The sequence below is a fragment of the Slackia faecicanis genome, assembly GCF_003725295.1.
GTDB classification, from domain to species: Bacteria; Actinomycetota; Coriobacteriia; order Coriobacteriales; family Eggerthellaceae; genus Slackia; species Slackia faecicanis.
Genome location: NZ_QICB01000001.1, coordinates 135,915 through 155,189 on the forward strand (window position 1 = coordinate 135,915; position 19,275 = coordinate 155,189).

Consider the following 19,275-nt stretch of genomic DNA (forward strand, 5'->3'; position numbering starts at 1 on the left):
CGAAATCCACCGGATGCAGCGGGCGTTTCGAACGGTCATGAACGCGTTCGCTCAGCCGGGCACGATAGCCGAGCTGCGCGACGACGCCGTCGACGCGGCCGGCGCGCGCGATCCGCTGATGACCCTGGTGCGCTTGTTCGTGGACCAGGCCGTGACGTTTTACTGCTGCGACGACGCGCTTGCCGAACGCATCGCCGTCGAGACCAAGGCGCGCCGCGCTTCGCAGTCGGAGGCCCTGTTCGTGGTGGTTCCCGCCGCCGCGTCCGCTTGCGAGGCGGGCGTCGGCGAGGCGAGCGCGGGGACGCTCGTTTCTCCCGAGAAGGGCGCGACGGTGTTCGTCGAATGCGGCCGCGTGTCTGCGACGCCCGACGAGGGCCTTGCGGGCTTCGAGGTGCAGGGCCCGGGCGTGCGAGACGTCAACAGGTTCTGGACCGATTCGGACGAATGGGAGCGCGTGCGCGAAGGGCGATGCGACGAGTATCCCCTGGGCATCGAGATGATCCTCGTGGACGGCGAGGGCCGTCTCGCGGCGGTGCCGCGCAGCTCGTCTGTGACGCGCATGGAAGGGGGCCGCTGATGGGATACGTTGCCGTCCGCGGCGGCGGCCGTGCGATCGAAGAGAGCCTGCGCCTGTTCGAACTCGAGCGCGCCTCTTCGGGCGCAAGCGTCGCGCTCGACCGGGTGCAGGCGTGCTTTCCCGATGCGATCGACCAGGTCATGGGCGAAAGCTCGCTGTATGCGCCGCGCCTGGCCGCGCTTGCGTTCAAGCAGGCGCGCGGGTCGGTGGAAGAGGCGGTGTTTCTGCTGCGCGCGTTTCGCTCGACGCTCGAGCGAACCAGCGAGACCTGCGTGGTGGATATGGAAGACATGCAGGTGAAACGCCGTATCTCGGCGGCGTTCAAGGACGTGCCGGGCGGCCAGGTGCTCGGCGCCACCCGCGATTACAGCCATCGCCTCATCGATTTCTCCCTGGCGGACGAAACCGACGGCGACGTGCGCGACGCGGCGGCGCGCCTGCGAAAGCATTTCGCCGAGGCGCCCGACGACGCCCGCTTCGACGGACATCTGCCGAAGGTGCTCGACTACCTGCGCGACCAGGGGCTGATCCCCTCGTGCGAAAACGACGACACGCCGCCCGCCGACGTGACCATGGCGTCGCTCGAGTTCCCGTGCGTGCGCTCGGCGCGCCTTCAGACGCTCGCGCGCGGCATGACCCAGGCGGTCGAGGCATTCGGCTACGCCGCGATCCGCGGCTACGGCCCCGCCCATCCCACCGTCGGCGAGCTGCGCAGCGGCACGGTGGAGCTCTGCGTCGCCGCCGACGCCTCGGACGACGCCGATCCGCTCGACGCCTTCTATCTGGGCGACATGCGCGTCTGCGAGGTGGAAAGCGTGTTCGAGGTGGAATCCGACGCGGCCGACGCGTCGGGCGCGGGGCTTTCGTTCGATATCGGCTACGGGCTCGTGATGGGCGACACCGAAACGAAGGCCGTTGCCATGAGCGTGCTCGACCACTGCCTCGAGCTGGGCGACCCGCGCTATCCCACCCAAGACGAAGAGTTCGTCTTGTACCACGTCGACGGGGTCGAGGCCCAGGGCTTCATCTCGCATCTGAAACTTCCGCATTACGTGACGTTCCAATCGAAGCTCGACACGGTGCGCACCGCCAGGGAAAGGCAGGCCCATGCAGCGTCTGTATAATTTCGCCTTCTTCGACGAGGCCTCCAAGCGCGAGATACGCCGCGCGATCGTTAAGGGAATATCGGTTCCCGGCTATCAGGTGCCCTTCGCTTCGCGCGAGATGCCGATCGGGCGCGGGTGGGGCACGGGCGGATTGCAGGTGACGCTTGCGATCATCGGCGCCGACGACGTGCTCAAGGTGATCGACCAGGGATGCGACGAGAGCGTCAACGCGGTCAACATCAAAAAGCTCGTGTGCGCCACCACCGACGTCGAGACGGTCGAAGATACCGCCGCGGCGACGATCATCCAGTCGCGCCACCGCATTCCCGAAGAGCCGCTGCGCAGCGACCAGGTGCTCGTCTTACAGGTTCCCACGCCCGAGCCGCTGCGCTCCTTCGAGCCGAGCGAGGCGAAGACGCGCGCCCTGCATGCCGAGGCCGATTACACGGGGGCTTGGCTCGGGCTGTTCGACCGCATCGTCCGCTTCGGCGAAGGCTCGACGGGCGCCGACCATCCGTGCCTGGTGAACGGGCGCTATGTGATGGCGCCTTCTCCGATCCCGCGTTTCGACACGACCAAGCTCGACGGCAGCGAGCATCTGACGCTTTTCGGCGCCGGACGCGAGAAGAAGATCTACGCCGTGCCGCCGCACACGCGCGTGGCGCCGCTCGATTTCGAGGACAGGCCGTTTCGCGTCGAGGATTTCGACGGCCTTTCGTGCCGGCTGTGCGGGGCCTCGGGGGTCTATCTCGACGAGATCGTCGACGAGGCCACGGGCGAAACCGTCCACCAGTGCAACGACACGGCATTTTGCGCGAAGCGGCGCGAGCGCGCCGCCGCAGGCGATGAGACGAAGGGGGAATAGCCATGACGGATATGGAACAGGCCCGACGCGTCGAGGCCGACGTGGACTCCTGCGACCCCTGCCTGTCGGTGTCGCATCTGTCGCTGCGCTTCGGCGCGGGATGTCCTTCGTGCATGGCGCCCGATGCGGCGCTCGAGCGCAACGTCTGCCCCGTGTGCGGGACCGTGCACGCCGTGCGCGACGTGAGCTTCGACGTATACCCGGGCGAAATCGTCGGCATCGTGGGCGAGTCGGGTTCGGGCAAGTCGTCGCTGATGAAGTGCATCTATTTCGACCAGGACGCAAGCGAAGGCGACGTGCGCGCGCTTCCTTTCGACGGCGGCGCGGGCAACATCTTGGATCTGTCGTCCCAGCATAAGCGCCGCGTGCGCAACACCGTGTTCGGCATGGTGTATCAGAACCCCTACCTGGGGCTTCGCATGGACTTCTCGTCGCTTTCCAACATCGCCGAGCAGATGATCGCTTCGGGGGAGCGGCGGGTCGACGCCATGTGCGAGCGCGGCTACGAGCTTCTCGGCGAGGTGAACATCCCGGCGCGGCGCGCCAAAGACGCGCCGGCGCTGTTCTCGGGCGGCATGCAGCAGCGCGTGCAGATCGCCAAGGCGCTTTCGAACAATCCGCCCATCCTTTTGCTCGACGAGGTGACGACGGGGCTCGACCTGTCGGTGCAGGCGAGCGTGCTCGATCTGATCTTGCGCATCAGGCGCGATTACGGGGTCGGCATGGTGGTGGTCAGCCATGACCTGGGCGTGATCCGCATGCTCGCCGACCGCACGCTCGTCATGCTCGACGGCCGCGTGGTCGAGCGCGGCCTGACCGACCAGATCCTCGAAGACCCGCAGCATCCCTATACCCAGCAGCTCGTCTACTCCTTGATTTAACGCTCGGAGTGCGCCCGGGGCGTTTCGGGCGCGCTTCATCGCTTCGAAAGGAAAACGATTCATGGTTTCTTCCGATACCTGCTCCATGATCATTCGCGGCGGGGCCGTGGTGTGTCCCGACCGCGTGCTCGAGAACCACGACGTGATCGTGCGCGACGGCGCGATCGAGGCCGTCGTTCCCACCTCCGACGCGTCGGCCACGGTGCGCCCCGTGTATTTCGCGGGAGCCGACGACACGGGAACGCCCGGGTTCGACGTCGATGTGGCCACGGGCTTTCCCGTGGTGGACGCTCGCGGCGCGTATGTGACGCCTGGCATGATCGACATCCATTCCGACTATATCGAAAACATCGCGAGCCCCCGTCCGAGCGTGGTCATGGACCTGCCCACCTCGCTGTACAAGTGCGACCGCGAGCTGGTCGGCCACGGCATCACGACCATCTTCCACTCCCTGTCGGTGATGGGCAACGATGAATTCAAGCCCAAGCCGATCCGCCATTTCGAGAACGTGAGCAGGCTTCTGTCGTCGATCGCCGCGATGCGCGCGGGCGAGGAGCGCGACCATCTGATCCGCCATCGCATGCATCTGCGCATCGAGCTTGATGCAGTGGACCGCTACGACGAGATCGCGGGCTACATCGACCGCGGCGAGGTCGATCTGGTCTCGTTCATGGACCATACGCCCGGACAAGGCCAGTACCGCGATCTTCTGGTGTATGCCGAAACCGTGAAGAGCTACCACGACGAGGGCATGAGCGACGAGCAGGTTGCCCGTGCGGCCAAGGCGCGCATGGAAAGCGACAAGATGGATTTCTGGCAGCTCGAGCGTCTGGCGTCTTCGGCGCATGAGCGCGGCATCCGCATCGCTTCGCATGACGACGACTGCCTCGAGAAGCTCGACGTGATGGAAAGGCTCGGCGCGCGCATAAGCGAATTCCCCATCGATATGGAAACGGCCCTCGAAGCGCGCCGCCGCGGCATGGCGACGCTCGCCGGCGCCCCGAACGTGATGATGGGCCGCAGCCATTCGGGCAATCTGTCGGCGCGCGAGGCCATCATGGAAAACGCCATCGAGGTCTTGTGCTCCGATTACTATCCCGCCGCCATGCTGACGGCCGTGTTCTTGCTGAACGAGGAGTGCGGCGTCGATCTTGCCGATGCGTTCGCCCTGGTCACGTGCAATCCCGCCCGCGCCGTGGGCCTGGACGGCTCGATCGGTTCGATCGAGCCCGGCAAGAAGGCCGACATCTTGGTCGTGCGCCGCATCGGATGCGGCGAAGGCGGCGTGATCCCCGTGGTGACGCGCGCCTTCGTCGGCGGCCATTCGGTGTATCGTACGCATTATCCCAGTCAGCCGTTCGGCTACGGCGTGAAAGCGCCTGTTGCCGCGGGCGAGACGAAGGAGGATTAGATGCGCCCCCTTCTTTCCATCCAGGACCTTTCGAAGTCGTTCGTCTTGCACAACGTGGGGCGCACGGTCACGGGATGCTCCCATATCTCCTTCGACATCATGCCGGGCGAATTCGTCGGCATCACGGGGCGCAGCGGGTCGGGCAAATCCACGATCTTGCGCTGCATCTATCGCACCAACCTGCCCGAATCGGGAAGCATCGTCTACGATTCGGCGGCGTTCGGGACGATCGACCTGTGCACGTGCGACGAGCGTAGGGTCTTGTATCTCAGGAAGAACGAAATCGGCTACGTCTCGCAGTTCCTCGATGCCTTGCCGCGCCAAAGCGCCTACGACATTGTGCTGAAAAGCGCGCTCGAGACGTTCGGCGTCGAGGAGGCGGAGCATGCACGCGAGCAGACCGAGGCGATGCTGCGCCACTTCAACATCGACGAGAACCATTGGGAGCTTTTCCCGCGCACGTTCTCGGGCGGCGAGAAGCTGCGCCTCAACATCGCGGCGGCCATGATCAAGCGTCCCCGCCTGCTGCTGCTCGACGAGCCCACCGCTTCGCTCGACAACGCGTCGAAGCTGAAGGTCCGCGAGCTGATCGAGCAGCTGAAAGGGCAGGGAACCACGATGCTCGGCATCTTCCACGACCTCGAGTTCATGGAGGGGCTGTGCGACAAGGAATTCAACATGCAGAAAGGCATGATGGCATGAGCGCGCCTACGTTGAGGGATGTTTTGGAGGAGCGCGCGGGCCTTGAGCCCGGGTGCCCGTTTTCCGCCGACCTGCATGTGCATTCGACCGTTTCGGACGGGTCCGATTCCGCCGCGGCGATTGCGGCCGACGCGGCCGCGCGCGGTTTGACCCATGTGGCATTGACGAATCACGATACGACGCGTGGGTTCGACGAGGCGGCCGCCGCAGGTGCGCGGGCAGGCGTGCAGGTGGTCGGCGGGGTGGAAATCAGCGCCTACGACGCGGCTCGCGGCCGCAAGGTGCACGTCGTCGGCCTGGGTCTTCGCGAGGAAAGCCCAGCGGTGGAGGCGCTGTGCGCGCAGACCCTCGTCCGCCGCGACGAGAATTCGCGTTGGCAGCTCGACCGCCTGATCGAGGCGGGATTCGCGCCCGACTTGGCGCTTATAGAGAAGCTCGCCGCCGTATCGGGCGTGCTGTACAAGCAGCACATCATGGCGGGGCTGACCGATGCGCCCTACGGCAGCGACGCCTACGTTTCGTTGTACCGCTCGCTGTTCAAAGGCGACGGCATCTGCGCGCGCGACATCGTGTACGTGGATGCATGCAACGCGGTTTCGGCGATCGTGGCCGACGGCGGCTTCGCGGTTCTGGCCCACCCGGGCCAGCTCGACAGCTGGGGTATCGTGCCCGATTTGGTTTCGGCCGGGCTTTCGGGCATCGAGGCGGCCCATCCCGACCACGGCGCCTGCGACGAGCGCCGTGCGCGCGACGTCGCCGAAGCGCACGGCCTGTTCTGCTCGGCGGGCTCGGATTATCACGGCCGGTTCGGCGCGCCGCCGCATGTGGGGTGCCGCCGCATCGAGGGCTGACGTCCGGCCTTCTCGAAGGCGCTCGGCCGCAAGCGGGTCCGTCGGGCGTCGGCCCGTTTCGGCCGGGCTTGCGGCGCGGCCGCGCGGTTTTTCGCGCTTCGGATCGCCCCTTAACGCACGCGGGCCCGGAATGGCGATCCATTCCGGGCCCGGCATCGAGGGCTCGGCTTATCCGAGCCCTTTTTCGTTGCACTGCGAAATCGCAGGCCGTACGGCTCTTAGTACGTGGTGGGGGCGAGCAGCACCTTGCCCGTGCCGCGGTATACGTTCACGAGGCCTTCGCCCGAGGCGGCCGAGCCGACGAGCGACTTGCCGGAACGTTCCACGGTGAAGTTCAAAGAACCGCTCCAGGCGAGCGCCATGTTGCCGTCCACCTTCAGCTCGTCGTTGTCGAGCGTGATCTCAATGAGCTCTTCTTTGGGGCAGGGCGATTCCAGACACAGCGCGCCGTAGCCCTGGATTCCCAGGTTGAACAGGCCTTCGTTGCCCGCGACCGCCGAGGACACGTTGCTGCGCATGATGGCTTTATGCTGCAGGCTGGAATAGCAGGCGAGGAACAGCCCGTCGTCGAGTACGATCGAATTGCCCCAATCGGCAACGTCGAGCACGATGATGTAGCGGAACGTGGGCTCGAGCACCAGCATGCCCGTGCCTTCGTATTCGGGCTTGATGGCCGACTCGTTGGTCACGGCGCCGCGCAGGGCTTTGCCGAACAGGTCGCCGACGCCTTTCACGCCCGTGGTGCAGTTCACATGGCCGACCGACCACTGCATGGCGCCCGCCTGCACCGTGACGGGGGCCTGGGAGAGGTCGCAGAGCACCTGGCGCCTGCGCACGTTCATTTCGCTCGCGAAATAGGCCGTGATGGCCGTTCCCGCCGTGACGCTCAGGTCGCGCTTCCATTCGATGACCTTGAAAGCGCCGAATTCGGTGAGCACATTGACGTCGTCGTTGTCGATGAAGTTTGAGATCTGATACATGGCTCTCCTCGCAAACCGCTGCGGCGAAACGGTATCGGTTTCGATACGCGTTTCTTTGTCGGATGAAGCATATCACGCAGATCGCTAAGATAAGGGGTCGCGCCGTCGTTTTCGACCGGCGCATCGCGGCGCGGCGGGCTCTCTCGCGCGGCCGCGTGGCGATGCGCCGGGTCCGCGTCGTCGACGACCTGTTCGAATATAGAAAGAGATAAGAGGTAGGAATGGCTATTCTATTCGGCGTTGTAGCCATCGTGGGCGTGATTTCGTGGGCGATCGTGAAAAGCGACGAGCTTTCGGGCATCGGTCGCACGGTGAAGAAGGGGTCGTTCCGCCATCCCCATGGCAGGCTCGTGGCCACCCATTGCGAAAGCGCGGCCGAGGATGTGCCGTACGGCGCCCGTCTGCTGAAGCGCGTGCCCGTGTTCACGTCGCTTCTTACGCTCGTCGTGGCGATCGTGGGCCTGGTCATGGAAGCGAACGGCATCGTCGCCGGCGTCGTGGTCGTGGACGTGGTCGCGTCGGGCGTCGTCGTGGTGCTCATGGCAGGCGAGTGCATCCTGCGCCTTGCCAAGGGCATGCAGCGTTTCTCCGTGTTCATCGTCGTGGTGTTCGCGGGCCTGCTTCTTTCCACGGCGTGCAGCATGTTCGCCACCGCGATGGGCGGCGGCGCGGAAAGCTTCATCGTCGTGGTGTCGCGCACCGTTTCGAGCGTCGCGGGCTGCGCGCTCGGCTGCGCTCTGGCGGCCGCAGCGTTTCGCGAGCCCGCGCGCTTCAAGCGGCGCTTCGAGGACGGCTATGAAAACGAGATCGCCGTTTCTCCCCATAGCGCCGTCTACAAGGCGTATCGCGAATTCATGGTGGGAAAGAAGGCCTGGGAGTCGGGCCGCAGGCAGGATTAACGGGCCGTATCCGTGCGCGCGGCGCGCGTTTCCGCTCGGCAACGGATGCCGCGCCGGCGCGCCGCGCTTTGCGATAATGGCGGCATGATGGCGCATTCGCCGCGTCGATCGCGGCAGGAAAGGGGTTTCCATGGGAATCTGGGATAACATCAGCGGCGCTCTGAACAAGGGCGTCGAAGGCGCCGGCCGCTTCGCCGACGCGACGAGCCTCAAGTTCAGGCTCGGCGAGGTCGAGCGCAAGCGCCGCGACTTGGCGGGAGACCTCGGCGAAAAACTTTACGAGGCCGTTTCTTCCGACGCGGGGCTTCCCGAAGGCTGCGAGGACATCGTGGCGGCCATGAAGTCGTGCGATAGCGAAATCGCGCAGATCAAGGCCGAAATCGAAAGCATCGCGCGCAAGACCGAGGCCTCCAGAGCCGCGTCGGTGACGTATTCGTGCCCGTCGTGCGGAGCCACATTGTCGCAGGGCGCGCGTTTCTGCCACGTGTGCGGCACGCAGCTCGCTCCCGTGCAGGCCGCCCAGCGCGCCGAGGACCAGGCGGCGCCTGCGGTCGATTCCGCTGGCAACGCGACCGCTTCGTCCGCGCAAAGCTATGAGGTTCCCGTTCCTGCGCCCGCCGCGCACGACGAGCCTGCGCAGCAGCAGTAGCGTTTTACCGGGCGCGAGCGCTTCACGGCGCCGCGCCCGTTTTTTTTCGCGCGAAAAACCCGGGACAGGAATCGATGCCTGCCCCGGGCGAGGAGGGGTCGCGAATCGTTGGAGCGGTTGCTAGAGTTTTGCGAGGGCTTCGCCTACAAGCATGCCATGTGTCATCGCCATGCCGTGGCTGATTCCAGGGCATGGAAGGGGGTAGGCGACGAGGAAGCGGCCTTCTTGGGCGTTGCCTACGGCATAAAGGCCCCCCGATGACTTCGTCTTCAACGTCAAGGACGCGGAACTCGTCGTCGGTTTGTAATCCGCCCATATTGACGAGGATGACGGTGTCTGTGAGCTTAAAAGAACAGGCTCGTTGAGGCATGCATCGGCGGCATCAAGGGTTTGACGGGGTCTTGCTTTGCGCTGTGCTACCATAGAGCGCTTGAAACGAAGACGGGCGAGGCGAAAGGAACGGACGAATGCGCGTGACGATCTATACCGACGGGGCGGCTCGCGGAAATCCCGGTCCCGGCGGATACGGCGCAGTCATGCATTACGTCGACCCTGCGGGCAAGCTGCATGTCAAAGAGCTCACGCAGGGCTTCCGCCGCACGACGAACAATCGCATGGAGCTCCTCGGCGTGATCGCGGCGCTCGAGAGCCTGCGCCGGCCGTGCGAAATAGACCTGTATTCCGATTCGAAGTACGTGGTGGATGCGTTCAACCAGCATTGGGTCGACGGATGGTTGAAGCGCGGCTGGAAAAGCGCGAAGAAGGAGCCGGTGAAAAACACCGATTTGTGGAAGCGCCTTCTGGCGGCGAAAGAGCCGCATCGCGTGACGTTTCACTGGGTGAAGGGCCACGCGGGGCATCCCGAGAACGAGCGCTGCGACGAGCTGGCCACCGAATCGGCCGACAACGGCCCGCTTTTGGTGGACGAAGGCTTCGAGCAGACGGGCGGTCTTTTCCAATAACGCCTGTTCACGTTGTAATTCAGCCGCCGTTCGGAATGCGCCGGCGCCCTCGGCCGCATGACGCGGCACGACCGCGCCGGCGCACGGAAGCGGGCGGGAACCCCTCCTTCGGGGCGGGCTCCCGCCCGCTTTTTCTCTTTCGGCGATGCGCTATGGGGCGTTGCGAGCGTGGTCCGATGTGCCGATGGCGCATTTCCGTGCTGCGCCATGGCGCTTTCACTCGTCGGCCATTTCCCGCTCCCAATCGATATCGGCAGGGCGCCCCTGCTCGTCGCGCTCGGGGTCCCAAAGGCACGCCTCCATGTCGACGTGGGTTTCGTCGGCGAACGTCACGCCTTCGCCGGCAAGCAGACAGCGCTGCTTATCCTCGCCGCCGAACGCGTATCCTTGCGCGAGCCTGCCGTCTTTGAATACGACGCGATGGCAGGGGGTCTTGACGGGCTCGCTGTTGTTTCTGAGCGCCCAGCCGACGTAGCGCGCCGATCGCGGGCTACCGATGAGTCGCGCTATCTGGCCGTATGTCGACACCTTGCCGCGTGGGATGCGGCGCACCTGTTCGAAAACCTTGGCGGAGAAATCTCCCATGAATCCTTCTTTCGTCGATCTTCGCTGCGAAGTGTAGCGCAGCGAAGGCCTGCTTGCTTTTTTCGAAGCGTCCTTGTCAACTGTATATAGCGTGTATATACTGTATATGTAGCGTATATACACTTGGTCCGCGTACGACGCACGCGCGGACCGTTCTTGCCGGGGGCGCTCGGCAAGAACGACGCCCGTTTCGATGCTTCGGCGCTTGTTGCGGCATCGTTTTGCGGTTCGGTTCGAAGGCGTTCGGCCGGGCCGCCGCCGGGCGGCGATGGAGTGCGGCGGCGACGGCCGCGGCGCTCCATATTTCGCCAACGCCCGCGATGCGCATCGCGGGCGGGATAAGGGGTTTTCTTGGATATCGTCATATCGAATGCAAGCAACAAGCCGATCTATGAGCAGATCGCGGAGCAGATGAAAGACGCCGTTCTTTCGGGCGCGCTCGAAGAAGGCGCCGCTCTTCCTTCCATCAGGGCTTTGGCGGCCGACTTGCGTATCAGCGTCATCACGACCAAGCGCGCCTATGCCGAGCTCGAAGCGCAGGGCTTCATCGAAACCGTGCCGGGCAAAGGCAGTTTCGTGGCGGGCGGCAATCAGGAGCTGCTGCGCGAAGAGCGCCTGCGCCATGTGGAAGGCTTGATCGACCAGGCCGTTCGCGAAGCGCGTTCGGTCGGCGTAGAAAAGAGCGAACTGCACGAGATGCTCGACATGCTGTTCGACGGCATGTAGGCCGGCTGCATTCTACCGAAAGGGGCTGTCATGGCCGATTCTCTTCGCGCTGTAGGGCTGAATAAACGCTACGGCGACGATTTTTCTCTGCGCGACGTTTCTTTGGTCGTGCCGCAGGGCAGCGTGGTCGGATTCGTCGGCGCCAACGGCGCGGGAAAGACCACCACGATCAGGGCCGTTCTCGGCTTGATGCGCGTCGATTCGGGCGCGGTCGAAGTGTTCGGCGAAGCGTTCGGCCCTCAAGCCGATGCCGCCGTGTGCAATCGGGTGAAAGAGCGTATCGGCGTCGTGTTCGACACATGTCCGTACGCGGGCGATCTGTCGGTTGCGACGGTCGGGGCGGTCATGGCGGCGGCGTATCCGTCGTGGCGCCCCGATGCGTTCAAGACGCATCTGCAGCGGTTCGGCATCGGCGCGAGGAAGAAGGTGAAAAGCCTTTCGCGCGGCATGGGCATGAAGCTGCAGATCGCGTGTGCGCTTTCTCACGATCCCGACCTGCTCGTTTTGGACGAGGCCACGGCGGGCCTCGATCCCATCGCTCGCGACGAGGTGCTCGATATGCTGCGCGCGTATCTGGCCGCCGACGAGCGCCGTTCGATTCTGATGTCGAGCCATATCACGTCCGACCTCGATAAAATCGCCGACCGCGTGGTCTGTATCGACGAAGGCCGCATCGTGTTCGACGAAGACAAGGACGCGATCTGCGACGTGGCGGGCATCGCGCGATGCCGGGCGGCCGAGTTCGACCGGGTGGCGCGAAGCGGCGCGTACGCCGATCGCGAGCTGCGCTGCGCCCGCCATGCGTACGGCATCGACGTGTTGGTGCCCGACCGGTTCGATTTCGCGCGCCAGTTTCCCGATATCGCCTGCGACAAGGCGACAATCGACGATTACATGCAGCTTGTCTTGAAAGGAGAAATCCGATGAAGGCCGCCTTCCTTTCCGAGTTCATCACGTCGAAAAGCGTCCTTGCCCAGTCGGCCGTCATCTACGTCGTGGTTGCGCTGGTCATCGGCGTGTCGATGCAAAGCCCTGTCGCGCTGGTCGCATGCCTCGGCGCCATGACGCCGTTCATGATGGTGTTCACGTTCTGCGCGCTCGACGGCGTGAACGGCTGGGAGCGTTTTCGCGCCACGTTGCCCGTGTCGCGCGCGGCGATCGTAGCGAGCCGCTATGCCAATATCCTGGCAGCGAGCTTCTTCATGCTGGTCGTGGGGTGGGTGATCGCGCTCGCTCTGGCAGCGGCGGCCTCCTTGCTGCCCTTCGATGCGCAAGCGGTCGCGTCGTTTTCGCGCGAGGCGTCCGATCCGGCGATGCTTTTGTGCGCGGGCGCGATGGGCATGGGCGTCACGCTGCTGGCCGCTTCGTTCATCCTTCCGTTCGCCCTGCGTTTCGGGATGACCAAGTCGATTCGCATCGTTCCCGTGGTCGCGATTTTGCTTCTTCCCGCGTTCATCTTCCTTATGCAGCAGGTGCCCGATCTTGCCAGGATGCTTTCGGAGGCTTCTTTGTGGCTCGATCGAAACGTAGTGCTGGCGACGGTCGTGTTCATGGCTGCGGCGCTTGCGGTCTATGCGGCCAGCTGCGCCGCGGCGGTCGCGATGTATCGCAACAAGGAACTCTGATGCGTGCGGTGTTCATGCCGGGATACGCACGGCGGCGTGGCGTTGGCCTTTGAAGCCATGTTTCCCCGGTCTGTTCTCGGCCGAAGCGCGGACGCCTATAATCGAGGCATGACAAGGGAAAGGAGCCCGAAATGAAGCTTTCGAAGATCATGGTTCCCTACGACGGGTCCGAGCATGCCCGCCGCGCGCTCGATTACGCTAAGGGCCTCGCCGCCATGGCAGGTGCCGACGCACGCGTGTTCATCGTGCATATCATGCCTTCCGATATGATCGATTCCAAAGACCTCGACGACGGTGGCTCTCTCGACGGCGTGCCGCTGGGCCTGGTCGACCGCGAAGCGTACCAGGGCCTGGTCGACAAGGCTCTCGCGCGTGCGAAGGCGAAGGTTGCCGAAGGCCTGGCCGACGTGGTGGCCGAAATGGGCGACGCCGCGGTTATCGACGTGGTGGCCGATCCTTCCGCCGCCGACGCGATCGTGTATTACGCGAAGAAAAACGACATCGACCTGATCGTCATGGGCCGTCGCGGCCTGGGCGCGTTGCGCGGCATGCTTGGCAGCGTGAGCTACGGCGTGCTGCACGGGGCGGACGCTCCAGTGCTCACGGTGAAGTAGTTCGGCGTACGCCATGCGGTGCGACAGCTGCATGTACGATACTGAAGAAGGGCCCGTCTCGCATGAGGCGGGCCCTTCGGGCGTTTCGGCCCGCCGTGGGGCGTCGAAGCGCGTTTTTTAAGTGCTCGTCCGCCGCGGCATGCGCCTTTTTGCGATAATAAAAACGTCTGGAATGAAGAGCAAGGCGCTTTGCGCCTCTCGAAATCTTACGAATGGAGCAACATGTCTGATTCTCGCTATGACTATCTGATCGTCGGCGCGGGCCTGACGGGCGCCGTGTTCGCCCACGAGGCCGCCAAGCTTGGAAAGAAGTGCCTGGTCATCGACCGTCGCAACCATGTTGCCGGCAATATCTACACCGAAGAGGTCGAAGGCATCAACGTGCATGTCTACGGCGCGCATATCTTCCATACCTCGCTGACGAACGTCTGGCAGTACGTGAACCGCTTCGCCGAGTTCAATAATTACGTGAATTCGCCCGTGGCGCTTTATAAGGGCAAGACGTACAACATGCCGTTCAACATGAACACCTTCTCGAAGATATGGGACGGCGTGGTGACTCCTGCCCAGGCCAAGGCCAAGATCGCAGAGCAGATCGCAGCCGAAGGCATCGGCGAGCCGTCGAACCTCGAAGAGCAGGCGTTGTCTTTGGTGGGCCGCGATATCTTCGAGGCGCTCGTGAAGGGTTACACCGAAAAGCAGTGGGGCCGCGATTGCAAAGACCTGCCCGCGTCGATCATCAAGCGCCTTCCGTGCCGTTTCACCTATGACAACAACTACTTCAACGACCGCTACCAGGGCATTCCGATGGGCGGCTATACCAAGATGGTCGAGCGCATGCTCGAAGGCGTGGAAGTGCGTCTGGGCGTGGAATACCGCGATCTGATCGCCGAGCAGCCCGATATCGCCGAGCGCACCATCTACTGCGGCCCGGTGGACGCGTTCTACGATTTCAAGCTCGGCACGCTCGAGTACCGCTCCCTGCGTTTCGAGAGCGAGACGCTCGACGAAGAGAACCATCAGGGCGTGGCCGTGGTGAACTACACCGAGCGCGAGGTGCCGTGGACGCGCATCATCGAACACAAGCACTTCGAGTACGGCACGCAGCCCAAGACGGTGGTCACGCGCGAGTATCCCGCCGATTGGAAGCCGGGCGACGAGCCGTATTACCCGCTCAACGATGCCAAGAACGAGGCGCTGTACGCCCAGTACAAGGAACTGGCCGAGCAGGAAGGCTCCGTGGTGTTCGCGGGCCGCTTGGGCGGATACAAGTATTACGACATGGACAAGTGCATCGCCGCCGCGTTCGACCTGGTGAAGGCCGAGTTGGGCGTCGAGCTGTAAGATCGGTTCGAACGAAGACCCCGCACGGCGACGTGAACCGTCTGCCGTTTTTACAAGGACCCCTATGGCCGGACAGGCAACGAACTGCTCCTGCCGTAGGGGTCCTTCGCGTTAGGGGGCGGGTTTGCTCGACGACCGCCTCCGATCGAAACGGTGCTTCGCCGCCAGGCACGAGGGAGCGCCAGCATCGCCGCATTGCAGCATGGGCTCGGGCGCACGAAGTCTGCGGCGGGGTCTTGAAGGGAAGATGCGGCCGGCTCGACACGGAGGTCGAGACCTGGACGTGGGCGCTATTTCACAAGGCCGATTTTCATGAGCGCGCGTTCGGCGCAGCGGGCGAAGCCGCGGCGCATGAGGTAGTAGCGCGCCTTATGCAGGGAAGAGACCACGCCGTCCGCATTCGTCGTTTCGGACGTCGCGCTTTCCGTCGCAAGGGCGGCACGGATGTCGGCCAGGCAGGCTTTCGTCGGTCGACGTACGGCGAAAGCCTCGCTCGGCGCGCTGAAGTGGCCGTCGAGCGAGGCCATGAGGCGCGCATAGCATGCCCGTTGGTCGGCGGCAGGAAGCCTGCTTATGTCGAGCATCGTGAAATCAAGACACCATTCCAGCAGTTCGCCCGCGCAGAAATCGCGCATGCCGCGCTCGTTCCAGATGCGGCAGATCGCCTCGATGGCCGTCAGGTGACGGTCGAGTTTCACAAGCATCGCGCGACGGCCGTCGGTTGACTCGTGGGTCACAGACTCGTCGTTCATGCGATAGATATAGAGCTTCTCGGAGGAGAGCACGGTGCGCTTCGAGAAGGGGTAGACGGCGAAGTAGAACACCTGGTCTTCGGCGAGCGCAAGGCCGGGTTCGAACCCGATGCCTTCGCGTTGGACGAACGAACGGGAAAGCGCCGTGCGGCAGGCGTAGGGGCGGGCATGCTCTTTGAACAGCAGGGCGGGCTCGAAGCCCTCGTAGACGGTATCCGAGGGGGAAAGCTCGCGTCGCAGGCTTGCGGGCGCGGCTTCGGGCGGATTGCACTCGATGCCGAATGTGAGCGCTTCGGGCGATTGCGTTTCGAAGATCTCGTTCACGCGGGCGCATGCGTGAACGACCAGGGTGTCGTCGGCGTCGACGAACATGACGATATCGCCCGTGGCGCGCGCGATGCCCGTATTGCGCGCGACGGAGACGCCCTGATTGGCCTGCTCGATCATGACGATGCGCTCGTCGCGGGATGCGTATTCCCGCAGAATTTCGCCGCAGCGGTCGGGCGATCCGTCGTTCACGCAGATGATTTCAAGGTCGCCGTGCGTTTGCCCGAGCAGCGAGTCGAGCGTGGCGCCCAGGTGTTTTTCGGCTTTGTAGACGGGAACGATGACGGATATCTTCACGGGGCCTCCCAGCGCGCGGGCGGCAAGGCGGCCTTGGGCCTTCCCGATGCCCGCTTTCGTCGTTGCTTGCAGATGCGCGCGGCGTATCTTTTATTGCGTGCGATGTTATTTCGAGCGTCCCGCAATCGCCTGGGCGAGCGCCTTCGGGCCGCCCAGGCGCAGCGCGAACAGGGCTTTGGCAGCGGTGCCGCTGTCGTTCGAGCGGGCACGGACGCGCAGGTATTTCTCAGGGTCGTCCATGATCGTGCGCAGGTTGAGCGTGCGCCAGCCGTTCCATTCGCTCCAATCGAGCGCGCCCGTCTTCTCGTAGGCCTTGAATTCGCGCCCCATGCGCTCGATGAATTCCATCTTGAACTCGGGCGCGAGGCGGTCGAGGTTCCAAAGGTAGGCGTTGTATTGCGATACCTGGGCCATGAAACGCAGGGAGCGTTCGTGACGCGCGTCGGCGCGGGCGTCGAGCCATCGGTTGATTTCCGCGTACTCCTCGCATACGCAGAAGACCTTGCCTTTGGAATTGACCGACGACGCCTCGTTGTCTTGGCGGTAATGGACAAGGGGGCTTTCCAGGAAAGCGGCGCGTTCGGCGCTCGCCCAGACCTTGAAGGCGAACGAAGTGTCCTGATACGAGGCGCCGGGCGTTTCGAGGAAGCGAATGTCGTTTTCGGCGAGGAAGTCGCGGCGGTACAGGCCGCTCCAGATGGAGGGCTTCTGGTAGAAGATGCGCATGTCCTCGCGCGTGTCCACGACACGGCCGCACATGTCGGGCTCGACCATACGGTGCAGCTCGTCGCGATCGCCTTCGGTCCAGTAGAACGTGAAGTTGCCCTTGACCGCCTGGGCGTCGTATTCGACGGCCGCACGGTGCAGCGAGTCGAGCGCATCGGGATAGAAGAAGTCATCCGATTCGAGCACGGCGACGTATGTGCCCCGTGCTTCGTCGAGGCCGACGTTCATCGTGGCGCCGTAGCCGGAATTGGCTTTGTCGACCACGCGGAAACGGGGATCGGCCGCGGCGTATTCGTGCGCGATCGTCGAAGACGCATCGGTCGAGCCGTCGTTGAGGCAGATCGCCTCGAAGTCGGAAAAGCTCTGTTCGCGAAGCGAATCGAGGCACTGGCGCAGGTATTTCTCCACGTTGTAGATGGGTATGAGGACGGAAATGATCGGCCGGGTCGTTTCGGTGGCGGCGTTCGATGCCATGCTGGGTCTCCGTTCTTCATCAGGCGCCGGGCGCGCGATGCGTGTTCGGAACGGACCCGCCTGCGAAGGGCGGGTCCGTCGTCGGGCGTTATTCTTCGTCGATCGCCGACGCCGCTTTCGCGAGCATCGTTTTATCGAGGGGGCTGAACTGGGTGCGGCTTCCCACGAATGTGATCAGATCGATGCGGCCGCGGCGGCTTTCGAACAGGTCGATCGCATGGGCGACGCTGTCGAGGTCTTGCGGGTCGTCGAGCACGACGAGCGCGCCGGTGCGGGCCGCATAGGGGCCGATCGTGTACGAGTAGGCGGGCTGCCACGAAGGCGCGGCGATGAACGAGCGGGTGAGGCCTTCGGCTCCGCGCTCGCCTTCGATCCATGCGCGGATGACTTCGTTGGCGCGGTAGGCGTCATCTTCGCAGAATCGCACCGTTTCGATGCCGCGCTCGCGCATGGGGGCGAGTTGTTCGTCAGGGCAGCCTTCCTCGCTATCGAGCACGAGCAGCCTGTCGTTGCCGTATGCGGCGATGCGCTCGAGCAGCCCTTCGCTGAGCGGCTTGCCGGGAGACTTGATCAGCAGCGGGCAGCGGCGCTCGCTTGCATAAGGCGACAGCGAGATCATATCTCCCATGCATCCGATATGGGTGAGGATCGCAGGCCCCTGCCAAAGGCCGCGCTGCAAGGCGTAATCGAACACCGCGAACGACAGTCCTTCGTAGGTGTCGGCCGAAAGCGCCTGTACGTCGCAGCGGACTTCGGTCGCGGCCTGCAGGGCGTCGGCGAATTTCCCGGCGTCGCAATAAGGCGTCTTTCCCACCAGGATGATGCGCTGCGCCTTGAGACGCTTGATTTCCTGCGACGTGGCGTCGGGGATGCCGTCGGATTTCGTGAGCAGCACAGGTGCGTCGAGCGCGCTGGCGAGCCCCGCGCCCAAAAAGCCGTCCATCTCGTATTCGCCGAACGCTACCACTACGGTGTCGGCGGGCTCTTCGCGGCTGCTGCTCAGGCGCGCCGCCATGGCATAGGGGCTGTCGGCCTCGAGCGGCTTGATCAGCGACTCGTCGGGCTGCACGGGGGAGGTGAGCGTGGAGAACACGCGCTCTTCCGCCTTCTTGCTGCCCGTGTGGCCGCCGAGCACGCGATAGGTCTGGCACACGTCGTGGGCGGTGCCCAGCATGCGCATGTGGCCCTTCTCGATCCAGACGGCTTTGTTGCACAGACGCTCGATCTGGTCGTTGTTGTGCGACACGATCAGCACGGTGACGTTATGCTCTTTGATCAGCGATTGGATGCGTTCCTCGCATTTCTTCTGGAACATGAAGTCGCCGACGGAAAGCACCTCGTCGACGATCAGGATGTCGGGCACGATCACCGTGGCGATGGCGAAGGCGATGCGCGCCACCATGCCCGAAGAATAGTTCTTCAGCGGCATGTCCAAGAACGGCTTGATCTCGGCGAATTCGACGATGTCGTCGAAGTTGTCCTGGATGAACTTCTTCGAATAGCCCAGCAGCGCGCCGTTGAGATAGATGTTCTCGCGGGCGGTGAGCTCCATGTCGAAGCCCGCGCCCAGCTCGATGAGCGGCGCGATGTTGCCGTGGATCGCGCACGTGCCCTTCGTGGGCTCGAGCACGCCGGCGATGATCTTGAGCAGGGTCGATTTACCCGAGCCGTTCGTGCCCAGGATGCCGAAGACGTCGCCCTTCTTGATGTCGAGGGTGATGCCGTCGAGCGCGCGGAACTCCTTGAAGCGCAGCTCTTTGCGCGCGAGCGCGATGGCGTATTCTTTCAGGCTGTTGAGCTGCTCGTTGGCCATGTTGAAGATCATGGACACGTTCTTGACCGAGATGGCGGTCTCGCGTTCCGGCTCATCGGGAAGCGTGGAGAAGCCGGAAAGCGGTGTGGTGTTGACAACTTCGGGCATG

At 64.0% G+C, this 19,275-nt stretch carries 20 protein-coding genes; 15 read left to right on the forward strand and 5 right to left on the reverse strand.

The window, feature by feature from the left end; genetic code table 11:
• Positions 1 to 13: 13 nt before the first annotated feature.
• The 7 genes from phnH (at position 14) to DMP07_RS00655 (ending at position 6,393) form a co-directional block, all read left to right on the forward strand.
• Positions 14 to 577 (forward strand): phosphonate C-P lyase system protein PhnH, encoded by a 564-nt coding sequence (gene phnH, locus DMP07_RS00625; protein ID WP_280176177.1) that lies wholly within the window; start codon positions 14 to 16, stop codon positions 575 to 577.
• Positions 577 to 1,701 (forward strand): carbon-phosphorus lyase complex subunit PhnI, encoded by a 1,125-nt coding sequence (locus DMP07_RS00630; protein WP_123197235.1) that lies wholly within the window; start codon positions 577 to 579, stop codon positions 1,699 to 1,701. The genes phnH and DMP07_RS00630 overlap by 1 nt, the downstream gene beginning before the upstream one ends.
• Positions 1,685 to 2,548, forward strand: a complete 864-nt coding sequence (locus DMP07_RS00635) for an alpha-D-ribose 1-methylphosphonate 5-phosphate C-P-lyase PhnJ (protein WP_123197236.1) — start codon at positions 1,685 to 1,687, stop codon at positions 2,546 to 2,548. The genes DMP07_RS00630 and DMP07_RS00635 overlap by 17 nt, the downstream gene beginning before the upstream one ends.
• 2 nt (positions 2,549 to 2,550) lie before the next feature.
• Positions 2,551 to 3,429 carry an ATP-binding cassette domain-containing protein gene (locus tag DMP07_RS00640; RefSeq protein ID WP_244594795.1) on the forward strand — a complete coding sequence of 293 codons (879 nt, stop codon included), beginning with the start codon at positions 2,551 to 2,553 and terminating at the stop codon, positions 3,427 to 3,429.
• A gap of 61 nt (positions 3,430 to 3,490) precedes the next feature.
• Entirely contained in the window at positions 3,491 to 4,840 is a 1,350-nt protein-coding gene (locus DMP07_RS00645; protein WP_123197237.1) for an alpha-D-ribose 1-methylphosphonate 5-triphosphate diphosphatase, read from the forward strand.
• Positions 4,841 to 5,542, forward strand: coding sequence for a phosphonate C-P lyase system protein PhnL (locus DMP07_RS00650; protein WP_123197238.1), 702 nt, complete (start codon positions 4,841 to 4,843; stop codon positions 5,540 to 5,542).
• Entirely contained in the window at positions 5,539 to 6,393 is an 855-nt protein-coding gene (locus tag DMP07_RS00655; protein ID WP_123197239.1) for a PHP domain-containing protein, read from the forward strand. The genes DMP07_RS00650 and DMP07_RS00655 overlap by 4 nt, the downstream gene beginning before the upstream one ends.
• Positions 6,394 to 6,611: 218 nt before the next feature.
• Here DMP07_RS00655 and DMP07_RS00660 read toward each other — a convergent pair whose 3' ends face one another.
• Positions 6,612 to 7,373: an AIM24 family protein gene (locus tag DMP07_RS00660; protein ID WP_123197240.1), complete on the reverse strand. Its 762-nt coding sequence runs from the start codon at positions 7,371 to 7,373 to the stop codon at positions 6,612 to 6,614.
• 221 nt (positions 7,374 to 7,594) lie between these two features.
• On the opposite strand from DMP07_RS00660, the gene DMP07_RS00665 reads away from it, so the two are divergent.
• From DMP07_RS00665 to rnhA, 3 genes are all read left to right on the forward strand, one after another.
• Positions 7,595 to 8,272, forward strand: a complete 678-nt coding sequence (locus tag DMP07_RS00665) for a hypothetical protein (RefSeq protein WP_123197241.1) — start codon at positions 7,595 to 7,597, stop codon at positions 8,270 to 8,272.
• 130 nt (positions 8,273 to 8,402) lie between these two features.
• Complete coding sequence (locus DMP07_RS00670; protein WP_123197242.1) at positions 8,403 to 8,921, forward strand: zinc ribbon domain-containing protein; 519 nt, start codon at positions 8,403 to 8,405, stop codon at positions 8,919 to 8,921.
• 467 nt (positions 8,922 to 9,388) lie between these two features.
• Entirely contained in the window at positions 9,389 to 9,883 is a 495-nt protein-coding gene (gene rnhA, locus DMP07_RS00680) for a ribonuclease HI (RefSeq protein WP_123197243.1), read from the forward strand.
• 216 nt (positions 9,884 to 10,099) lie between these two features.
• Here rnhA and DMP07_RS00685 read toward each other — a convergent pair whose 3' ends face one another.
• Complete coding sequence (locus DMP07_RS00685) at positions 10,100 to 10,468, reverse strand: MGMT family protein (protein ID WP_123197244.1); 369 nt, start codon at positions 10,466 to 10,468, stop codon at positions 10,100 to 10,102.
• 351 nt (positions 10,469 to 10,819) lie between these two features.
• On the opposite strand from DMP07_RS00685, the gene DMP07_RS00690 reads away from it, so the two are divergent.
• The 5 genes from DMP07_RS00690 (at position 10,820) to glf (ending at position 14,777) form a co-directional block, all read left to right on the forward strand.
• A complete protein-coding gene (locus tag DMP07_RS00690) occupies positions 10,820 to 11,194 on the forward strand; it encodes a GntR family transcriptional regulator (protein WP_123197245.1) in 375 nt (124 codons plus the stop codon).
• 30 nt (positions 11,195 to 11,224) lie between these two features.
• On the forward strand, positions 11,225 to 12,121 hold the full coding sequence (locus tag DMP07_RS00695) for an ABC transporter ATP-binding protein (protein WP_123197246.1): 897 nt from the start codon (positions 11,225 to 11,227) through the stop codon (positions 12,119 to 12,121).
• The gene (locus DMP07_RS00700) at positions 12,118 to 12,819 is read left to right on the forward strand and encodes an ABC-2 transporter permease (RefSeq protein WP_123197247.1); all 702 of its coding nucleotides are present in this window, start codon (positions 12,118 to 12,120) and stop codon (positions 12,817 to 12,819) included. The genes DMP07_RS00695 and DMP07_RS00700 overlap by 4 nt, the downstream gene beginning before the upstream one ends.
• Positions 12,820 to 12,950: 131 nt before the next feature.
• On the forward strand, positions 12,951 to 13,433 hold the full coding sequence (locus tag DMP07_RS00705) for a universal stress protein (RefSeq protein ID WP_123197248.1): 483 nt from the start codon (positions 12,951 to 12,953) through the stop codon (positions 13,431 to 13,433).
• 222 nt (positions 13,434 to 13,655) lie between these two features.
• Positions 13,656 to 14,777 carry a UDP-galactopyranose mutase gene (glf, locus tag DMP07_RS00710; protein ID WP_123197249.1) on the forward strand — a complete coding sequence of 374 codons (1,122 nt, stop codon included), beginning with the start codon at positions 13,656 to 13,658 and terminating at the stop codon, positions 14,775 to 14,777.
• Positions 14,778 to 15,067: 290 nt separating this feature from the next.
• On the opposite strand, the gene DMP07_RS00715 is transcribed toward glf, so the two are convergent.
• From DMP07_RS00715 to DMP07_RS08845, 3 genes are all read right to left on the reverse strand, one after another.
• Positions 15,068 to 16,153 (reverse strand): glycosyltransferase, encoded by a 1,086-nt coding sequence (locus tag DMP07_RS00715; protein WP_161956988.1) that lies wholly within the window; start codon positions 16,151 to 16,153, stop codon positions 15,068 to 15,070.
• A gap of 105 nt (positions 16,154 to 16,258) precedes the next feature.
• Positions 16,259 to 17,353, reverse strand: coding sequence for a glycosyltransferase family 2 protein (locus DMP07_RS00720; RefSeq protein WP_123197251.1), 1,095 nt, complete (start codon positions 17,351 to 17,353; stop codon positions 16,259 to 16,261).
• 88 nt (positions 17,354 to 17,441) lie between these two features.
• On the reverse strand, positions 17,442 to 19,274 hold the full coding sequence (locus tag DMP07_RS08845) for an ATP-binding cassette domain-containing protein (protein ID WP_211324465.1): 1,833 nt from the start codon (positions 19,272 to 19,274) through the stop codon (positions 17,442 to 17,444).
• Position 19,275: the final 1 nt, after the last annotated feature.